Here is an 18,535-nt window from a genome sequence, read left to right as displayed (position 1 = left end):
TGTGGGAGCGGGCTTGCTCGCGAAGGCGTCCGCACAGACACCCCAACTCCCTGTAAACTCCGCCTTCTTTACCCGACGCACAGGGAGTTCAAATGTCCGGTTCGATCCTATATATCCACGGTTTCAACAGCGCGCCTTCGTCGAAAAAGGCGACGCAGTTGATCGAAGTGATGGAGCGCCTGGGCTTGAGCGATCACCTGCGCGTTCCGGCCTTGCATCACCATCCGCGAGAGGCCATCGGTCAGCTGGAGCAGGCGATTGCCGAGCTGGGGCGGCCACTGCTGGTCGGCAGCTCACTCGGCGGCTACTATGCGACTCACCTGGCCGAGCGCCATGGCCTCAAGGCCCTGTTGATCAACCCTGCCGTCAGTCCGCACCGGATGTTCGACGGGCACCTGGGGACGCAGAAAAACCTGTATACCGATGAGGCCTGGGAATTGACCCACGACCACGTGACGGCCCTGGCCGAGCTGGAAGTGCCGGCGCCCCGGGACCCGCAGCGTTATCAGGTGTGGTTGCAGACCGGTGATGAAACACTGGATTATCGCCTCGCCCAGCAGTATTACCGGGCCTGTGCCTTGCGCATCCAGGCCGGCGGCGACCATGGCTTCCAGGGTTTTGCCGGGCAATTGCCGGCAATGCTGAGTTTTGCCGGCATCGGCGCAGATTTGTATCAGGCGATTGATTTCACAGCACTGTGATCCATCACCTCTATTTCATAGAACATTTGACGACGAGACCCCATGGCCACTCCCAGCGCTAGCTCTTATAACGCAGACGCCATCGAAGTCCTCTCGGGCCTCGACCCGGTGCGCAAACGCCCCGGCATGTACACCGACACCAGTCGGCCGAACCACCTCGCCCAGGAAGTCATCGACAACAGCGTCGACGAAGCCTTGGCCGGGCACGCGACCTCGGTGCAGGTCATCCTGCACGCCGACCACTCCCTGGAAGTCAGCGATGACGGCCGTGGCATGCCGGTGGACATTCACCCGGAAGAGGGTGTGTCGGGCGTCGAGCTGATCCTCACCAAACTCCACGCGGGCGGCAAGTTTTCCAACAAGAACTACCAGTTCTCCGGCGGTCTGCACGGGGTGGGTATTTCCGTGGTCAACGCCTTGTCGACCGAAGTCCGGGTGCGCGTGAAGCGCGACGGCAACGAATACCAGATGACTTTCGCTGACGGTTACAAGAAAACCGAACTGGAAGTGGTCGGCACCGTCGGCAAGCGCAACACCGGCACCAGCGTATTCTTCGCACCGGACCCGAAGTACTTCGATTCACCAAAATTCTCCATCAGCCGCCTCAAGCACGTGCTCAAGGCCAAGGCCGTTCTGTGCCCGGGGCTGCTGGTCAGTTTTGAAGACAAGGCCACCGGCGAGAAAGTCGAATGGCATTACGAAGACGGTCTGCGCTCCTATCTGGTCGACGCGGTCAGCGAATTCGAACGCCTGCCGGATGAGCCATTCTGCGGCAGCCTGGCCGGTAACAAGGAAGCGGTCGACTGGGCGCTGCTGTGGTTGCCGGAAGGTGGCGACAGCGTGCAGGAAAGCTATGTCAACCTGATCCCGACGGCCCAGGGCGGTACTCACGTCAATGGCTTGCGCCAGGGCTTGCTCGACGCCATGCGCGAATTCTGCGAGTTCCGCAGCCTGCTGCCACGCGGCGTGAAGCTGGCGCCGGAAGACGTCTGGGAGCGTATCGCCTTCGTTCTGTCGATGAAAATGCAGGAACCGCAATTCTCCGGCCAGACCAAAGAGCGTTTGTCGTCCCGTGAAGCGGCCGCGTTCGTGTCCGGTGTGGTCAAAGATGCCTTCAGCCTGTGGCTCAATGCCAATCCGGAAACCGGCATGCTCCTGGCGGAACTGGCGATCAACAACGCCGGCCGTCGCCTGAAGGCCAGCAAGAAGGTCGAGCGCAAACGCATCACCCAAGGTCCGGCGCTGCCGGGCAAGCTCGCCGACTGCGCCGGGCAGGACCCGATGCGTTCCGAGCTGTTCCTGGTGGAAGGTGACTCCGCCGGCGGTTCCGCCAAACAAGCGCGGGACAAAGAGTTTCAAGCGATCCTGCCGTTGCGCGGGAAAATTCTGAACACCTGGGAAGTCGACGGCAGCGAAGTGCTGGCCAGCCAGGAAGTGCACAACATTGCCGTGGCGATCGGTGTCGATCCGGGCGCGGCGGACATGAGCCAGCTGCGTTACGGCAAGATCTGCATCCTCGCCGACGCCGACTCCGACGGTCTGCACATCGCCACGCTGCTGTGCGCTTTGTTCGTCCAGCATTTCCGTCCGTTGGTGGATGCCGGGCACGTTTACGTCGCCATGCCGCCGCTGTACCGCATCGACCTGGGCAAAGAGATTTACTACGCACTCGACGAAGCCGAGCGCGACGGGATCCTCGATCGTCTGGTAGCCGAGAAGAAACGCGGCAAACCGCAGGTCACCCGATTCAAGGGCCTGGGTGAAATGAACCCGCCACAGTTGCGCGAAACCACCATGGACCCGAACACCCGGCGTCTGGTGCAGCTGACCCTCGACGATTTCGAAGCGACTTCGGAAATGATGGACATGTTGCTGGCGAAGAAACGCGCCGGTGATCGCAAATCCTGGCTCGAATCCAAAGGCAACCTGGCCGAGGTTCTTGGCTGATGCGGGTTGGCTTTGCCCTGGCGTGTGCGTTACTTCTGGCCTCTGTTTCGGCGTTTGCCGAACCGGCACCGGAGTTGCGCCTGTTGTCCGAGCATCCCGTGGAGGGCATGCGCGGCGGCAACCTGTCGGGGCTGGCCCTGTGTGGCAAGGATTTGTGGACCATTTCCGATCGCGACGACGATCAGATCTACCGACTCGAGACCGGTGCCACGGTCTGGCAGGCTGAAACCGTGCGCATCGGTGTGCCGCCAGTGCCGGACAGCGGTTTGCCGTGGGGGCTGCGTTCGCGGACCTGGGCTGCATCTTTCATGCGGGGCGGGGATCTGGACTTCGAAGGCATCACCTGTGACAGCGCCGGTAATCGTTACATCGTCAGCGAGTCCCATGCCGCGGTGCTGCAAGTGCCGCCCGTTGGGCCGACGTCCTGGCTGAAGATTTCGCCGATGCTGGTTCGCGAAGCCCGGGCCAGCGGCATGTTGTTGCACTTCAACGCATTGTTCGAAGGCCTGGCGATCAATCCGGCCGGCGATCAGTTGTGGTTGGCCGCCGAACGTGAGCGCCGTGGTCTTCTGTTGATCAAACGTCAGCAAACGGTCTGGGATTGCGACGGCGGCTGTGTGCTGCTGAGTGAGGCCGGGATGGAAATGCAACCGGCGAAATTTCCCAAGGCCAGAGCGGTGTCGCGGGATTTTGCCGATCTGTCATTGTTCAACGGCAAGCTGTTTACCCTTGAGCGCAATGCGTTCGAGATTTGCCGCCGTGATGCGTTGACCGCGAAGGTCGAGCGTTGCTGGTCGTTTGCCGACGAGGCATTGCAGGAGAACCGTCGTTATCCACAGGGTTATGGCCTGACGGAAGCGCTGATCGTCGACGCCGATGGCGCCTGGGTCGGCATCGACAACAACGACGGTGCCCGTTCCGATGGCGAGTACCGCCCGATCGTCTGGCGCTTCGCCGCGCCTGAAGGTGGCTGGAGTGCCAAACCATGACGCCACAAACGCCGGGAAAACGCGCCGGTCGGGTGTTCATGGTGCTGGCCTGGTGCGCAGCGCTATTTCTGGCGACACGGTTTTTCGGTCAATGGGAGGAGCGTCAGCAAAATCCCAATGTCGTCGTCAGCTCGGAACAGGGCGAAGGTTTTATTGAAGTGAAACTGGCCAGCAACACCCAGGGGCACTTCGTCGCCAGCGGCCAGATCAACGGCCAGCCGGTGGATTTCATGCTGGATACCGGGGCAACCGATGTAGCGATCCCGGCAGAAATGGCCGAACGGCTGAAACTTGAACAAGGCTTCGGGGTGACCCTGAGCACCGCCAACGGTCGTACCGAGGGTTATCGAACCCGCGTCGACCGGCTGCAACTGGGCGACATCGTGCTGCGTGATGTGCGCGCCATCGTCGTACCAGGCCTGGATGGCAAGCAAGTGCTGCTCGGTATGAGCGCGCTGAACAAACTTGAATTTACCCAGCGCGGTGGCACCATGCTGCTGCGCCAGACAACGAACCGATGAGGCCCGCATGAGCGACTCCCTTGATCTCAGCCTGGACGGTGTAGAACGCCGGTCACTGGCTGACTTCACCGAAAATGCCTACCTCAACTACTCCATGTACGTGATCATGGACCGTGCCTTGCCGCATATCGGCGACGGCCTGAAACCGGTACAGCGTCGCATCATTTATGCGATGAGCGAGTTGGGGCTGGACGCCGATTCCAAGCACAAGAAATCGGCGCGTACCGTCGGTGACGTGCTCGGCAAGTTCCACCCGCATGGCGATTCGGCCTGCTACGAAGCCATGGTCCTGATGGCCCAGCCGTTCAGCTACCGCTACACGCTGGTCGACGGCCAGGGTAACTGGGGGGCGCCGGATGATCCCAAGTCCTTCGCCGCCATGCGTTACACCGAAGCGCGGCTGTCGCGTTATTCCGAAGTGCTGCTCAGCGAGCTGGGCCAGGGCACAGCGGACTGGGGCCCGAACTTCGACGGCACCCTCGACGAGCCGCTGGTATTGCCGGCACGTTTGCCGAACATCCTGCTCAACGGCACCACCGGCATCGCCGTGGGCATGGCCACCGACGTACCGCCGCACAATCTGCGCGAAGTCGCGACCGCCTGCGTGCGTTTGCTCGATGAGCCGAAAGCCACGGTCGAACAGCTCTGTGAACATATCCAGGGCCCGGATTATCCGACCGAAGCGGAAATCATCACCCCGCGCGCCGACCTGCTGAAAATCTACGAAACCGGTCGCGGTTCGGTGCGCATGCGCGCCGTTTACCATATCGAAGACGGCGACATCATCGTCACCGCGCTGCCGCATCAGGTATCTGGCGCCAAGGTGCTGGAACAGATCGCGGCCATGATGCAGGCCAAGCCGTCGAAGGCCCCGCAGATCGCGGACCTGCGCGACGAGTCCGACCACGAAAACCCGTGCCGGATCGTAATCATTCCGGGCGCGCGCAAGAATTTTGACCACGACGCGCTGATGCAGCACCTGTTCGCCAGTACCGAGCTGGAGTCGAGCTACCGGGTCAACATCAATATCATCGGCCTGGACGGCAAGCCGCAGCTGAAAAACCTGCGAGCATTGCTGGTCGAATGGTTGGAATTCCGCGTACAGACCGTGCGTCGTCGCCTGCAATTCCGCCTCGACAAGGTCGAGCGTCGCCTGCACCTGTTGGACGGTTTGTTGATTGCCTACCTCAACCTGGATGAAGTGATTCATATCATCCGCACTGAGGAACACCCGAAAGCTGCCCTGATCGCGCGTTACGCTCTGAGCGAAATCCAGGCCGAGTACATTCTCGACACCCGTTTGCGTCAGTTGGCGCGACTGGAAGAAATGAAGCTGCGTGCCGAGCAGGATGAACTGCTCAAGGAACAAGCCAAGCTGCAAGCCCTGCTGGGCAGCGAAGCCAAGTTGAAAAAGCTGGTGCGCACCGAGCTGATCAAAGACGCCGAAACCTACGGCGATGACCGTCGTTCGCCAATCGTCGAGCGCGCCGAAGCCAAGGCCCTGACCGAACACGATCTGCTGCCGAACGAGAAAGTCAGCGTCGTGTTGTCGGAAAAAGGCTGGGTACGCTCCGCCAAGGGGCACGAAATTGACGCCACCGGGCTTTCCTACAAGGCCGGGGACGGTTTCAAGGCTTTGGCGGCTGGGCGTTCCAACCAGTTTGCGGTGTTTATCGATTCCACCGGCCGCAGCTATTCGGTGGCCGCGCACACGTTGCCATCGGCCCGCGGTCAGGGCGAACCGTTGACCGGTCGTCTGACGCCGCCGCCAGGGGCGAGTTTCGAATGCGTGCTGATGCCGGAAGACGATTCGCTCTACGTGATCGCCTCCGACGCGGGTTACGGTTTCGTGGTCAAGGGTGAGGATTTCCAGGCCAAGAACAAGGCGGGTAAGGCGCTGCTGAGCTTGCCGAACAACTCGAAGGTCATTCTGCCGCGCCCGGTGGCGGATCGTGAGAACAACTGGCTGGCCTCGGTGACCACCGAAGGTCGCCTGCTGATCTTTAAGATCAGCGATCTGCCACAATTAGGTAAAGGTAAAGGTAATAAGATCATCGGTATTTCCGGTGAGCGTGTTGCCAGTCGCGAAGAATATGTCACGGACATCGCTGTACTGCCGGAAGGCGCCACCTTGGTGTTGCAGGCAGGAAAACGTACCTTGTCACTGAAAGCGGACGACCTCGAACACTACAAAGGTGAGCGTGGGCGTCGTGGTAACAAGCTTCCACGAGGCTTCCAGAGGGTAGATGCGCTGCTCGTCGAAAACCTCAATTAGGCGTCCTAGAGCGCTCGATCTGCGATTTAACGCGTAGATCGACGCTTTGCCGCTGGAGTCGGAACGCATATTCACGGATGATATGGCCTTTCCAAGCGCCGGCGTGGCCGAGCGTTCTTCATATTTATTGAGTATCTTCACTGTGGTTAGCCTTGTGGCAACCACCTGGATGGGACGATGACTGCTCTGCGCCTTCCTTTTATTTTGATGCTCGCCGGCGTTCTTGGCCTGGCGGGCTGCAGCACTCACCAACCGGTGTCGCTGTATCAGCTGGACAGCGGAAGTCCGGCTCAGCCTGCGCAAAGCGCGGGCATGGCGGTATTGCTCGGCCCGGTGACGGTCGCCGACTATCTGCAACGTGAAACATTGCTGCAGCGTCAGCCGGATGGCAGCTTGCAGGCTTCGACCGATGGTCGTTGGGCTGGAAGCCTGTCCTCCGACATCGATCAGCTGTTGCTGCGCCAGGTCGCGGGTCATCTGGACAGTCAGCGTGTGGTGCTGGCACCGGCAACGGTCGGCTTCACGCCGGACGTGCAGGTGTTGCTCACCATCACACGCCTGGACTCGGGTGAATCGCAACCGGCGATCCTTGATGCTCAATGGCGTTTGATCGACCGCCGTGGTCAGGTTCGCGATAACCGCATCATTCACTTGCAGGAACAACACACCGGCGGCACTGCCGCGCAGGTTCAGGCTCAGGGGGTGTTGTTGCAGAAACTCGCCGAACAGCTGTCGACCGCGCTCAAGCCACTGGCTAACCAGCCACCGATTGCGGAAGCGCCAAAGAAACCGGCTGCCAAGCCTGCGGCACCGGCGGCCGAACAGGAAAAGCAGCCGAAGATCCCGATGGCTTCGCCGATCCGCACCGATATGGAAGTGTTTCGCTTCTAAGCCCGCACCGATACAACATAAAGCCCGCGATGATGCGGGCTTTGTTGTTTCTGCAGGTTAGAGAGATCCAGTGCTACTGATGGCCCCTTCGCGGGCAAGCCCGCTCCCACAGGTCCCGCGTCGTTCGCGCGATAGGTGTATGACACTAAAACTGTGGGAGCGGGCTTGCCCGCGATGGGGCCGCGACAGGCAACAAAAAAGCCCGCAGACGATCACTCATCTGCGGGCTTCTTCACATCAGGCTTAAGGCTTACGCCCGACGCTCATGCATCCGCGCCAGTTGCCGTTCCAGCATCGACGGATAAGGCTCCATCAACCGCTCTACACAGCACGCACCCTCAGGGCTGGCAATCGGACGGATCCGCGCACGCTGGCGAATCAGCGCGTCGTCACTGATCTTGCGCTCCACCAGCAGCAGATTGCGGCTGTGTTGCGACAGGGCCAGGGCGTCCTGGGCGGTTTCGGTCAGCAGCAGGTCGATCTGGCTCAGGCCGAACAACTCGTCGCCCAGGGTCAGGCCCAGTTGCAATTGCAGGGTGATGCCGCTGTCCGCGACTTCGATCTGCAACTGATGGCCCAGCGCACGCAGCAACTCGCCGCAGCAGATGGCGTTGGTCAGGTAGTCGTCGCCACTGTCTTCGGTGTGGAACACCATCAGCGTGCTGCCATCGTTCAGGCTGTGCAGCTCGCCCTCATAGAGCGACGCGGCCTGGTCGAGGCAGTCGCGATAGCGTTTGAGCAGTTCTTCCAGGCGCGCCCGCGGCAGACGGCGCAGCTGATCCTGAGCACCCAGTTGCACGGCCAGCACCGCGCTGTGTTGCGGCACGTTCGATACCTGCGGTTTGACCACTGGCTTCGGTGCACTCGTTACCGAATCGTCACGCAGGTCGGCAAACGCATCATCGTCATCCTCATCTTCTACGGTGCTGACGATGTGCCGTGGCGCAGGCTTGAGGCCAGCAACAGGCTTGGTTTCATCAAAGCTCGGGTCCCGCAGATTGCGCACTTCGAAGGACGGCTCGTCGGCGGCGTCTTCGTAATCGCTTTCGTCGTACTCGGGTTCCGGCTCAGGTTCTGGCTCGGCCGGCTCCGGCGCAAAGTTGGCGTGCAGCTGGCGAGCCAGGTCGCCGATTTCGTCCTGACGTCCGGTTGCCGGGGTGTATTCATCGATATTGCGCAGCCACACACGCAATTGCAGCAGCGGCGTGGAGATGTGCCGACCCAGGCGCAGGCTCAAGGCCAGCGACAAGGCCAACAGAATCGCACTCAAAATGCCCATGCTCTGCAGGCTGATGGTCATCGGCTGCTGGAACTGATCCATGTCCAGGCTGATGCGCAGTTGCCCGGCGGTCACGTCCTGGAAGGTGATCTTGCTCTGGTACATGCCCTCGGCTTCGCCCAACAGGCTGTGCTTGGGACGCTGACCGGCTTCGGCGAGGATGCGGTTATCCACGCTGTAGATGGCGGCGTGGGCCACCAGCTTGTTCTTGGTCAGGTTGTTGAGCAACACGTTGAGGCTGAGGATGTCGTTGGACACCAACAGCTCCGTGGCGGACGTGGCGGTCTGCGTGGTCAGGCTTTCGCCCAGGGCATCCGCCTGTTCGTGCATGGCCTGCTTGAACTGCAAACCCATCACGCAGGCGTAGATCACCAGGGCCAGAGCGACCAGGATCACGTTATGGCTGGCGATGCGCAATGCAATCGGTACACGGCGGTGGCGCAGTGCACGGAAGATCAGCAGAAAGAAGTTATCGGTTTTAACTGGCGTGGGCCGGTTCACTTGAGCTCGGCTCTTTTGTCCGTGAAGTTGACGCGCAGTATAGCGACAGGCCCTAGACCGTCAAAGCGCTCACGGTGCCCGATGGTCACTGAAAGTGGGTAGAATGCGGTTTTTTTCCACCTGCGGGGGTGCGCCTTGCGCGAAATCGTCCTGATAAACATCACTGGTGAGGACCGTCCAGGTCTGACCGCGGCCATTACCGGCGTTCTGGCCCAGGGTGGTGTGAACATTCTCGACATCGGTCAGGCGGTGATCCACGACACCCTGTCGTTCGGCATCCTGGTTGAAATTCCTGACACCGAGCAAGGCAAGTCCGTGCTCAAGGACATTCTGTTCACGGCTTACAAACTCGACCAGCAGGTGCGTTTCACGCCGGTGTCCGAAGATGATTACCAGCAGTGGGTCGGCAATCAAGGTAAAAAACGCCACATCGTGACGCTATTGACCCGCAAAGTGACTGCCGGGCAATTGCAGGCCGTGAGCTCGATCACCGCCAAATATGGCCTGAACATCGACCACATCGATCGTCTGTCCGGGCGCATGCCACTGGACACGCCGGCCGACAAAGGCAAGGGCTGCATCGAGTTTTCCGTGCGTGGCGAAGCGGCTGATCCGCAAGCGCTGCGGGCCGAATTCCTCAGCGTCGCCCAGGAACTGAACGTCGATATCGCCTTCCAGGAAGATTCGCTGTTCCGCCGCAACCGCCGTCTGGCGGTGTTCGACATGGACTCGACGCTGATTGAAGCCGAAGTCATCGACGAACTGGCCAAGGCCGCGGGTGTGGGTGACCAGGTTTCGGAAATCACCGAGCGGGCGATGGCCGGTGAGCTCGACTTCCGCGCCAGCTTCAAGGAGCGTCTGGCCTTGCTCAAAGGTCTGGACGTCAGCGTGCTGGATTCGATCGGCGCTTCCCTGCGCCTGACCGAAGGCGCCGAAACCCTGTTCGCCGAACTCAAGCGCCTGGGCTACAAGACCGCGATTCTGTCGGGTGGCTTCACTTACTTCGCCAAGCAATTGCAGGCGAAATTGGGTATCGACTACGTGTTCGCCAATGAGCTGGAAGTGGTTGATGGCAAAGTGACTGGCGTGGCGGTCGAGCCGATCGTCGATGCGCAGCGCAAGGCGGATCTGTTGAAGGAGCTGGCGCACAAGGAAGGCTTGCGTCTGGAGCAGACCATTGCGGTCGGCGACGGTGCCAACGATTTGCCGATGCTGGCGATTGCCGGGCTGGGTGTGGCGTTCCGCGCCAAGCCGCTGGTCAAGCAGTCGGCGAAGCAGGCGATTTCCACTCTGGGGCTGGATGGCGTGCTGTACCTGCTGGGCTTTCGGGATCGTGACGGGCAGCTCTGAAATCCCGGTTGTTTGAGCAGGCCTCTTCGCGAGCAAGCCCGCTCCCACATTCGAGCGAGTTCTTCCAGAAGGATTACAGTCGAATGTGGGAGCGGGCTTGCTCGCGATGGGCGCGACACGGTCTTAAGGGGTCACCCTCAAAGCGTCTTCCACAACGAATCAAATTCCTCCTCGTTTCCGACCACGCCGCTCCCCGCGGCGTTTTCGTTTCTGGCAGCCTCCAGCGAGCGATAGGCAAACTGATTGAAACTGTTGGTGCTCGCCACCCGTCGATCCAGCCCGGCCCGGCGCTCCTCGCCGTTGGTGTTGATCAGCACCTTGTTGCCTTCCTCAAAGGGCAGGCGCGGCGCGAGCAAGGTGGCAGGCAGGTCTATCGCACTGATCGCGGGTAGCAGCAGGCCACGCAAGTATTGGCTGTGGTCGTCACGGGTGCGCACCAGTTGCAGGCCGCAAGGCTCAGCGTAGGGCGCGACTTGCTCGATACCCATTTGCGTACCGCCGCCGCGAACCTGGCGGATCCATCGCACCACGGCGATGCTCCAGCCCGACCCCGCCGTATCCTCGATGCCGACCATCTCGCCAGCCTGCAACTCCGCGGGCACTGCACCGGGCCAGGCCAGGCAGTAACCGCCCGGGCTGTGATTGATCACCGGCAAGGCGTAGGTCGGGAAGTGACGGTTACGGTCGGAGTCTTTTTGACTGTCGTCGTTCTGAAGTTGCGGGTATTCGATTTCTTCGTAAGGCAGCAACGCGTCAGCGGTGCCGAGTGGCGCCGCGTCGAAGGCATGGTGCCATTGGTCTTTTTCCCGAAGGGAAATCGCCGTGAACTGCGCGCGGCCGGCACCGGGATGTTTCAGGATCTCGCTGAACGGGCGTTGCCCGCCCAGATAGAAGTGCAGCGCGCTCATGCCTACGCACAAGGTCAAGGTGCCTTGACTGGCCGTGCGCTGGAAACTGCGTTCGACCGCCTGGCCCCAGGCGGCACTCAGGTGTTGCAGCGTATCCAGGCTCAATCCTGCCGGCACGGGCAGTGGCACCGGGCTGTCGGTTTTTTGCAGATGGGCTTCGATGGCTGCGACCAGTGGCAGCGGATCGAGCGCCAGCAGGTTCTTCTGCTGCTCAGGTCGGAATTTCGAGCGGTAACGCGGCCCGATGTCGAGCTCCGGTGCGACGCCAAACAGTCCGTCGGCCGCAGATACCGGCTGCAGCTTGATCAACTTGCTCCACGGCTCCAGCACTTCGGCGAGCCGCGCGATCTGGTTCTGGCGCAGTTGGTTGCATCGCGCAGCGCCCAGCAACAATGCGGCCACGTACGTCTGTTCGATGCTCAGGGTTTGCGTCTGGCTGGCCAGCTCATCGCGCAGGTTCAGGTGCTGGAGCCGATGGGAGCAGGCGATCCGATACAGCAGATGCAGTTCCAGCCACACGCCTTCCGGCACCGGGCAATAGAGCTCGGTGGCGCGGATCAGTGATCCGTTGAGGCAATGGATCGCCCGCTGTAATGCCTGGGCCAGCAGCGGTGCGCGGTCTTTGCTGAAGCGCGGCGAGATGCGCGCGACGATCTGTTTATAGCCAATCGCCAAATGACTTTGCAGCGCCTGGCAGAGGTTGGCGATCTTGCGCGAGCGCTCGTCGAGGACAATCGATTGGTGCAGGAAATGCCGCTCCAGGTGCTTGCAGACGTAATACACCTCGGGCCGTAGTAACTCGAGCAGTTGCAGGCGATTGTCGCTGGGCGTCAGCAGTTGGTTCAGCTCGCTCAAGCCTTGATAGAGCTGGCGAGCGGTTTCGCCGATATTGGCTTTGGGCAGATCGGCGATCCAGCGCTTGAGGTCGCGCGGGGTGGCTTCGCAGAACGACAGGCGCAACTGTGCAGGGATCGGGGCGCGTAGCAGAAGGTGGGGACTGGTCTCATTCATGCCGTGAACAAACTCCAACCGGGAAAATGGGCAGTGAATGACCTGACTGTAGCAGCAATAGCCTGTCGAGGAACCCCTGTCGCCGGCAGCTCCTACGGAAATCTACCGTTTGTCTGTCAGCCGAGTGAGGTTCGGGCGTGCTACTAATCTGACAGACGTGCGACTGGATACGCACGGTCGTACGGCCTGCTGCCTGTGCCGGGCAGGTCTCTCGTAACTTCAAGGAGATGAAGTTTATGTCTAGATACGTAGTGGCAAATCAATGGGGCGGTAGTTCTGCACCCTGGCATCCGGGCGGAGACTGGACGCTAGGCGCGCGGGACAACCAGAAGGTTGTCGCGATCGAGATAAAGTCGAGCGATGGCGGCAAGAGCTTCACCGGCACCATGACGTACTCAGGTGAAGGTCCCATTGGCTTCAAGGCTCAGCGCACGGGCCAGAACCAGTACAACGTTGAAAATCAGTGGGGCGGCAACGACGCTCCATGGCATCCGGGTGGCAAATGGGTCATCGGAGGCCGGGACAATCAGAACGTTGTCGCGTTGAGCGTGACCTCCAGTGATGGAGGGAAAAACCTCAGTGGCACCAATACCTACGCCAACGAAGGACCGATCGGCTTTCGCGGGCAGATAGAGTAGCGGCACCACCGAAATGTCCGACCCCACGAAGACGTTCGTGGGGTTCGGATCAGGGGATCAGGCTTTTGGCAGGCCCATGCCCTGGCCCATCTGCACCGGCGAACCGGCCGCCAGTTCTTCGGCCCACTGCACTTGATCAGGGCCGAACAGCACAACAGCCGTCGAACCCAGCTTGAAACGACCCAGTTCCGCACCTTTTTCCAGATGGATCGGCGCACGGGCCGCTTCGTCGTAGCGGAAGGTTTTCAGCTCGCGCTTCGGTGGCGTCACCAGGCCAGCCCAAACGGTTTCGATCGATGCGACGATCATCGCGCCCACCAGCACCACGGCCATCGGGCCGCGCTCGGTGTCGAAAATGCATGCCACTCGCTCGTTGCGGGCAAACAATTCCGGAACGTTTTCCGCGGTGGTCTGGTTGACCGAGAAAATCCGCCCCGGAATGTAGACCATCTCGCGCAATGTGCCGGCCAGCGGCATGTGCACGCGGTGGTAGTCCTTCGGCGACAGGTAAATGGTCGCGAAATCACCGCCCATGAACGGCGCTGCGTTGGCCGCGTCACCGCCCAGCAACTCCAGCACGCTGAAGCTGTGGCCCTTGGCCTGGAACACGCGACCGTGTTCGATCGGGCCGAGCTGGCTGACCGCGCCGTCGGCCGGGCTGAGGATCGCGCCCGGGGTTTCGTCCAGCGGACGAGCGCCGTCTTTCAACGCTCGGGTGAAGAATGCGTTGAAGTGCTCGTAGGCGGTCAGGTCTTCGACCAGGGCCTGGGACATGTCCACCTGATAACGCTTGGCGAACCACGCGGTGAACGCATTCTTGAACCAGCGCACGCGGCATTCGGCGATGCAGCCGGCCAGTCGCGAGAGCAAGTGGTGGGGCAGCAGGTATTGGCTGAGGATAAACAAACGCTTATTCATTAACTGTCCTTAAAAACCTTAAATCTCTACAGGCGTATCGGGGTGGTTGCCCCATTCGCCCCAGGAGCCGGCGTAGCCTTTGACCCGCGGATAACCGAGGGACTTGGCCACCAGATAGGTGAAGCCAGAACGGTGGTGAGTCTGGCAGTGGGTAATCACTTCTTTGTCTTTGCTGATCCCGAGTTTTTCCAGGATCTGCGGCATGTCGGTGCGGATGCGCAGGTTGCGAGCCGGGTCCATGCCTGCAGTCCATTCGAAATTGACCGCGCCGGGAATGTGCCCGCCCTTGGCCGCGAGGACTTTCTCGCCGGAGTATTCCAGCGGCCCGCGCGCGTCCCAGATCGCCAGGTCGGCGGCGCCGAGACGGCTTTGCAGGTATTCGCGGGTGGCGGTGGGCTCGTCATGCAGAGTCAGCGAAACCGGACCGCCAACCGCGGGCGGGACCTGGATCGACATGGGCGAGCCTTCTGCCAGCCACGCCGTCAGGCCACCGTCGACGTAGTGGTACTTGCTGTGGCCAATGACGTCCAGCAACCAGATAAAGCGCCCGGCCCAACCGCCGCCTTCATCGTCATACACGACGTAGACCGCATCGGGGTTGTGTCCCAGCTCACCGAACAACGCTTCGAGTGCCGCGTGCGGCGGCATCAAGCCTGGTGCAGGCGGCTGGCCGAGTTGCGTGCGTTTCGGATCGACAAAACGCGCGCCGGGAATATGCCCTTCGGCATAGCGGGCGCTGCTGGTCAGGTCCACCAGAATCAGATCGCGGGCGTCGAGACGAGAGAGCAAGTCGCTCGGTTCGATCACCAGCGGCAAGCCAGAGAAGTCAGACATGTGAGGTCTCCAGAGCACAAAGGGGAGGATTGTAGCGGGTCATTGGCCGCGATGGCTAAAGCTGTGCAGGGCTTTCTCGATGCACTGCGCGGTTTTGCCAAAGGCCTGCACGGTGATTTCAGAGAACGGCCCGCCGCCCTGATCGGCCACCACGATCATGATCACGCGGCCGTTGTTGACCAGCGAGCGCAACAGCAGGTGTTCGCCACCGAACTGCGAGCGCAGGCTGGCCGGGAGCAGCGCCGAAAATTGCGCGTTGTTGGCCGGGGTCAGGCGCACCTGCGCCTGTTGCGAAAGCAGGCGTTGCAGCACGGTGCTTTGGCTGACCACGAAATTCAGGCCGGCGGCTTCTTTCGGCAGCCCGGCGATCTGGTGCACGCGCAGATTGGCGTGCGTGCGGTCGGCCATCAGGATCATCACTCGACGCATGCCGCACGCGACCAACGCGTCACGGGCCGAGTTGGTCAGGTGCATGGCATTGGTGAAGCGACTCGGCTCTACCAGCAGCTCGGCGCATTGTTTGCGCCATTTGGCCAGGTCCTCGGCGGTCGGCGCCGGGGCGGGCAGCAGACCGGCGTGAACGCGGTTCATGCCCCAAGGCCAGAGCAGTGCAACCGCCGGGTGCCAGAGGTCTGGCATGGCATGCTGACGCGCACTGTTGGCGGCCTGCTGGTGCAATTGCTGTTGCACCTCCTCCATCGGCATTTGCAGGTAAAGGCTGGTCAGGTACTGCCAGCGTTCACTGTGCGGACTGTCCCAGGCCTGTTGCGCCGACAGCGCCAGACCGTTGGCCAGCAACACGGTATTGGCCGGTTGATTGAGCCAGCGGCGCAATGTCGGATCGTCATCAAGACGGTTCTGCTGGCGCAATGGATGATCGCTGTCGCGCGCGATGCGCAGGACTTTCACCAGTTCCCGTTGCTCGTTGAGCAGCAGCTTGTAACCTTGCTGCACCCAGATCGGCAGGTGCCAGATCTCCACCAGCGCCTGAGCGATTTCCAGCAGGCGAGCGCCAAACAATTGTTTCTCGACGTTGCGCGCCGACTCGCCTTTATGGATGACCCGCAGTTCCCATTCTTCAAGCAACTGCGGATGGGTCAACGCCATGGGCCACAGCGGCGAAAGAAACAGCAGGCTGCCCCAGTGGATGTCCTGCCACAGCCGCGCCAGGCGCGCGGCGAAAAAGCCGTTGGCCTGTTGCGTCGCGTGCAGGCTGATCATCTGCAACTGTCGAAGGGCCACGGGGATTTGCGATTCAGGTACCGCGGGCAGTCGCGCAAGCAGTTCTTCCGTGCGTTTCAACCCGAGGCGATTGATCGCCACCTCAAGGTTTTCCGCAGGCTCGGTCATGCTGCCGTGGGTGTGCCGGTTGGCTTCGCGGATCACGCTCAAGGCCAGGGCGGGGCTGTCCTGCATCAACTCGGCGATATCGCGCAGGGAGCTGCGGTCGTCGCGGATGGCCTTGCAGACACGGTCATGACTGGCTTGCGGAACCGGCAGGCGCACACCATCGAGAAGCTTGACCCAGCCTTCGAGTGTGGTCGGTTTTGGAGTTGGGACGTTCGTTTCGTTAGCCATGTCTGGACGCGATCATCGTCTGCATTACCTATGCCTGGAGCGGGCCAAATTGGCTTTTCGCCTGAACTGGCTATAGTCTGGCGCAGTTTTGCCGATAAGTAGAAGAAGAGATTTTTTAACTTCCGAATATGACCTTGAACCCGACTCAGTAAGTGCTCTCCTACCTATGGCTAAAATAATCGGCATCATCGTCGTATTCGCGAGCGTGCTCGGCGGATACGTGCTTTCCCACGGCAAGATTGCCGCCCTGATTCAACCCTTCGAGGTGTTGATCATCGGTGGCGCGGCCCTTGGTGCATTCCTCCAGGCCAACCCCGGTTACATGACACTGCACGTGCTCAAGAAGTCCTTGAGCATGTTCGGGTCGCGCTTCAATCACGGCTACTATCTTGAAGTGTTGGGGCTGATCTACGAGATCCTCAACAAGAGTCGCCGCGAAGGCATGATGGCCATCGAAGGCGACATCGAAGATGCCGCCGCGAGTCCCATCTTCGCCAAGTACCCATCGGTGCTCAAAGATGAGCGCATGACCGCGTTTATCTGCGATTACCTGCGCATCATGTCCTCCGGCAACATGGCTCCCCATGAGCTGGAAGGCCTGTTCGACATGGAACTCTACAACCTCAAGGAAGACCTCGAACACCCGTCCCACGCGGTGAACGGCATCGCCGACGCCATGCCCGGTTTCGGTATCGTCGCGGCGGTATTGGGTATCGTGGTGACCATGGCATCCCTGGGTGAAGGCGACCAGAAATCCATCGGTCTGCACGTAGGTGCGGCACTGGTCGGTACCTTCTTCGGTATTCTCGCGGCGTACGGTTTCTTCGGTCCGCTGGCGCACTCCCTGGCCCACGATGCCAAGGAAGAACTGAACGTCTACGAAGCCATCAAGGCCTCGCTGGTGGCTTCGGCCTCCGGCATGCCGCCATCGCTGGCGGTAGAGTTCGGGCGCAAGGTTCTGTACCCGGCGCACCGTCCTAGCTTCGCTGAGCTGGAACAAGCGGTTCGTGGTCGTTAAGTCATGGAAAACAACCAGCCGATAATCATCAAGCGCGTCAAGCGCATCGCCGGCGGGCATCACGGGGGCGCCTGGAAAATCGCCTTCGCCGACTTTGCGACGGCGATGATGGCGTTCTTTCTGGTGTTGTGGCTGCTGTCCACCGCAACACCGGAACAGAAACTCGCCATCGCCGGTTACTTCAAGGACCCGGTCGGCTTTTCCGAAAGTGGCACACCTTTCATCATCGACTTGGGCGGCACGCCGACCCTGGCGCCGGAAAACACCCTCAACCCCGAAGTGAAATCCCAGCCGCAGCCGGACAAGGTGACCGTCGACGTCGAGCAGGTCGAAGGCATGGCCGAAATGGTCGAGAAGGAACGCCTTGAACTGTTGCTGCAAGAATTGCAGAACAAGGTTGAAGAGAACCCGCAACTGAAGAAATTCAAGGACCAGATTCTGTTCGAAATCACCCCGGACGGCTTGCGCATCCAGATCGTGGACGCTGAAAACCGCCCGATGTTCGATTCCGGCAGCGCTCGTCTGAAACCGTATTTCGAAGACATCCTGTTGGCCATGGCCGACACCATCAAAGCGGTGCCGAACAAGATCAGCATCAGCGGTCACACCGATGCCAAGCCGTATTCGGGCACTGGCGACTTCGGTAACTGGGAGCTCTCGGCCAACCGTGCCAACGCCGCACGCCGTGCACTGGTGGCCGGCAGCTATCCGGAGCAGCAGATTGCACGAGTGGTCGGTTATGCCTCGTCGGCGTTGTTCGATCGCGAGAACCCGCTCAACCCGGTGAACCGTCGAATCGACATTGTCGTGCTGACCAAGAAAGCCCAGCGTGCCATCGAAGGTTCGCAAGGCGCGGAACCGACTCCGGAGCCGACGCAAGGGCAGGGCGGCCCGGGTGAAGTGCCGACCACGCCAGCTGATCCGAACGCATTGCCAGCCGATAAAGAACCATTGCCGGCCCATGAGCTTCGCGAGCGTTTGAATCTCTTCGATGACCCGGCACCGAAACCGGCTGAACCGCCGAAGCAGTGACCCACAAAAAAGCCGACAGTGATGTCGGCTTTTTTGCTTTGGTTTGCACGGCCCCTTGTAGGAGCCGGCTTGCTGGCGATGGTCGTCAACGATAACGCGTGCTGTCTGAATCAACGCGACGCACTTGCGTCCATCGCCAGCAAG

Annotated in this window: 15 protein-coding genes; 10 read left to right on the top strand and 5 right to left on the bottom strand. The window is 60.9% G+C overall.

Annotated features, from left to right (window positions below; translation table 11 throughout):
- Window positions 1-92 precede the first annotated feature (92 nt).
- From PMI01S_RS15855 to PMI01S_RS15830, 6 genes are all read left to right on the top strand, one after another.
- A complete protein-coding gene (locus PMI01S_RS15855; RefSeq protein WP_084320927.1) occupies window positions 93-701 on the top strand; it encodes a YqiA/YcfP family alpha/beta fold hydrolase in 609 nt (202 codons plus the stop codon).
- 42 nt (window positions 702-743) lie between these two features.
- Window positions 744-2,648, top strand: a complete 1,905-nt coding sequence (gene parE / locus PMI01S_RS15850) for a DNA topoisomerase IV subunit B (RefSeq protein WP_084320926.1) — start codon at window positions 744-746, stop codon at window positions 2,646-2,648.
- Window positions 2,648-3,637, top strand: a complete 990-nt coding sequence (locus PMI01S_RS15845) for an esterase-like activity of phytase family protein (RefSeq protein WP_084320925.1) — start codon at window positions 2,648-2,650, stop codon at window positions 3,635-3,637. The genes parE and PMI01S_RS15845 overlap by 1 nt, the downstream gene beginning before the upstream one ends.
- Window positions 3,634-4,158, top strand: a complete 525-nt coding sequence (locus tag PMI01S_RS15840; protein WP_084320924.1) for a retropepsin-like aspartic protease family protein — start codon at window positions 3,634-3,636, stop codon at window positions 4,156-4,158. The genes PMI01S_RS15845 and PMI01S_RS15840 overlap by 4 nt, the downstream gene beginning before the upstream one ends.
- Before the next feature lie 7 nt (window positions 4,159-4,165).
- The gene (parC, locus tag PMI01S_RS15835; protein WP_084320923.1) at window positions 4,166-6,433 is read left to right on the top strand and encodes a DNA topoisomerase IV subunit A; all 2,268 of its coding nucleotides are present in this window, start codon (window positions 4,166-4,168) and stop codon (window positions 6,431-6,433) included.
- Between the two features lie 177 nt (window positions 6,434-6,610).
- Window positions 6,611-7,324, top strand: a complete 714-nt coding sequence (locus PMI01S_RS15830; RefSeq protein ID WP_084320922.1) for a PqiC family protein — start codon at window positions 6,611-6,613, stop codon at window positions 7,322-7,324.
- A gap of 250 nt (window positions 7,325-7,574) precedes the next feature.
- Here the strand turns inward: PMI01S_RS15830 and PMI01S_RS15825 are convergent, their stop codons facing one another.
- Complete coding sequence (locus PMI01S_RS15825; protein ID WP_084320921.1) at window positions 7,575-9,104, bottom strand: AhpA/YtjB family protein; 1,530 nt, start codon at window positions 9,102-9,104, stop codon at window positions 7,575-7,577.
- A gap of 135 nt (window positions 9,105-9,239) precedes the next feature.
- Between PMI01S_RS15825 and serB the strand changes: the two genes are divergently transcribed.
- A complete protein-coding gene (gene serB / locus PMI01S_RS15820) occupies window positions 9,240-10,454 on the top strand; it encodes a phosphoserine phosphatase SerB (protein ID WP_084320920.1) in 1,215 nt (404 codons plus the stop codon).
- Between the two features lie 137 nt (window positions 10,455-10,591).
- Here the strand turns inward: serB and PMI01S_RS15815 are convergent, their stop codons facing one another.
- On the bottom strand, window positions 10,592-12,373 hold the full coding sequence (locus PMI01S_RS15815) for a cyclic-di-GMP receptor FimW-related protein (protein WP_084320919.1): 1,782 nt from the start codon (window positions 12,371-12,373) through the stop codon (window positions 10,592-10,594).
- Window positions 12,374-12,609: 236 nt separating this feature from the next.
- On the opposite strand from PMI01S_RS15815, the gene PMI01S_RS15810 reads away from it, so the two are divergent.
- Complete coding sequence (locus PMI01S_RS15810) at window positions 12,610-13,011, top strand: lectin OAA family protein (protein ID WP_084320918.1); 402 nt, start codon at window positions 12,610-12,612, stop codon at window positions 13,009-13,011.
- Between the two features lie 57 nt (window positions 13,012-13,068).
- Here the strand turns inward: PMI01S_RS15810 and asd are convergent, their stop codons facing one another.
- The 3 genes from asd to PMI01S_RS15795 are packed head-to-tail and all read right to left on the bottom strand — an operon-like array spanning window position 13,069 to window position 16,341.
- Window positions 13,069-13,929 (bottom strand): archaetidylserine decarboxylase, encoded by an 861-nt coding sequence (asd, locus tag PMI01S_RS15805; RefSeq protein ID WP_008040415.1) that lies wholly within the window; start codon window positions 13,927-13,929, stop codon window positions 13,069-13,071.
- A gap of 18 nt (window positions 13,930-13,947) precedes the next feature.
- A complete protein-coding gene (locus PMI01S_RS15800) occupies window positions 13,948-14,763 on the bottom strand; it encodes a rhodanese-like domain-containing protein (protein WP_084320917.1) in 816 nt (271 codons plus the stop codon).
- A 39-nt stretch (window positions 14,764-14,802) separates the two neighbouring features.
- Complete coding sequence (locus tag PMI01S_RS15795; protein WP_084320916.1) at window positions 14,803-16,341, bottom strand: HDOD domain-containing protein; 1,539 nt, start codon at window positions 16,339-16,341, stop codon at window positions 14,803-14,805.
- Window positions 16,342-16,507: 166 nt separating this feature from the next.
- Here PMI01S_RS15795 and motA point away from each other — a divergent pair, with 166 nt between their 5' ends.
- Window positions 16,508-17,359: a flagellar motor stator protein MotA gene (gene motA / locus PMI01S_RS15790; RefSeq protein WP_017336243.1), complete on the top strand. Its 852-nt coding sequence runs from the start codon at window positions 16,508-16,510 to the stop codon at window positions 17,357-17,359.
- Window positions 17,360-17,362: 3 nt separating this feature from the next.
- A complete protein-coding gene (gene motB / locus PMI01S_RS15785) occupies window positions 17,363-18,391 on the top strand; it encodes a flagellar motor protein MotB (protein ID WP_084320915.1) in 1,029 nt (342 codons plus the stop codon).
- The last annotated feature ends 144 nt before the right edge of the window (window positions 18,392-18,535 follow it).

Origin of the sequence: Pseudomonas migulae NBRC 103157 (genome assembly GCF_002091715.1) — a bacterium.
Classification (GTDB): domain Bacteria; phylum Pseudomonadota; class Gammaproteobacteria; order Pseudomonadales; family Pseudomonadaceae; genus Aquipseudomonas; species Aquipseudomonas migulae_A.
Note: the sequence above shows the minus strand (reverse complement) of the source record. Positions and strands in the feature narration are given on the sequence as shown.

Excerpts from the sequence above, each read along its gene's own strand:
- PMI01S_RS15830 (WP_084320922.1), top strand. The coding sequence starts at position 6,611 with ATGACTGCTCTGCGCCTTCCTTTTATTTTGATGCTCGCCGGCGTTCTT.
- PMI01S_RS15810 (WP_084320918.1), top strand. The coding sequence starts at position 12,610 with ATGTCTAGATACGTAGTGGCAAATCAATGGGGCGGTAGTTCTGCACCC.
- PMI01S_RS15845 (WP_084320925.1), top strand. The coding sequence starts at position 2,648 with ATGCGGGTTGGCTTTGCCCTGGCGTGTGCGTTACTTCTGGCCTCTGTT.
- PMI01S_RS15840 (WP_084320924.1), top strand. The coding sequence starts at position 3,634 with ATGACGCCACAAACGCCGGGAAAACGCGCCGGTCGGGTGTTCATGGTG.
- parE (WP_084320926.1), top strand. The coding sequence starts at position 744 with ATGGCCACTCCCAGCGCTAGCTCTTATAACGCAGACGCCATCGAAGTC.
- motB (WP_084320915.1), top strand. The coding sequence starts at position 17,363 with ATGGAAAACAACCAGCCGATAATCATCAAGCGCGTCAAGCGCATCGCC.
- asd (WP_008040415.1), bottom strand. The coding sequence starts at position 13,929 with ATGAATAAGCGTTTGTTTATCCTCAGCCAATACCTGCTGCCCCACCAC.
- motA (WP_017336243.1), top strand. The coding sequence starts at position 16,508 with ATGGCTAAAATAATCGGCATCATCGTCGTATTCGCGAGCGTGCTCGGC.
- PMI01S_RS15815 (WP_084320919.1), bottom strand. The coding sequence starts at position 12,373 with ATGAATGAGACCAGTCCCCACCTTCTGCTACGCGCCCCGATCCCTGCA.
- PMI01S_RS15800 (WP_084320917.1), bottom strand. The coding sequence starts at position 14,763 with ATGTCTGACTTCTCTGGCTTGCCGCTGGTGATCGAACCGAGCGACTTG.
- PMI01S_RS15855 (WP_084320927.1), top strand. The coding sequence starts at position 93 with ATGTCCGGTTCGATCCTATATATCCACGGTTTCAACAGCGCGCCTTCG.
- PMI01S_RS15795 (WP_084320916.1), bottom strand. The coding sequence starts at position 16,341 with ATGGCTAACGAAACGAACGTCCCAACTCCAAAACCGACCACACTCGAA.
- parC (WP_084320923.1), top strand. The coding sequence starts at position 4,166 with ATGAGCGACTCCCTTGATCTCAGCCTGGACGGTGTAGAACGCCGGTCA.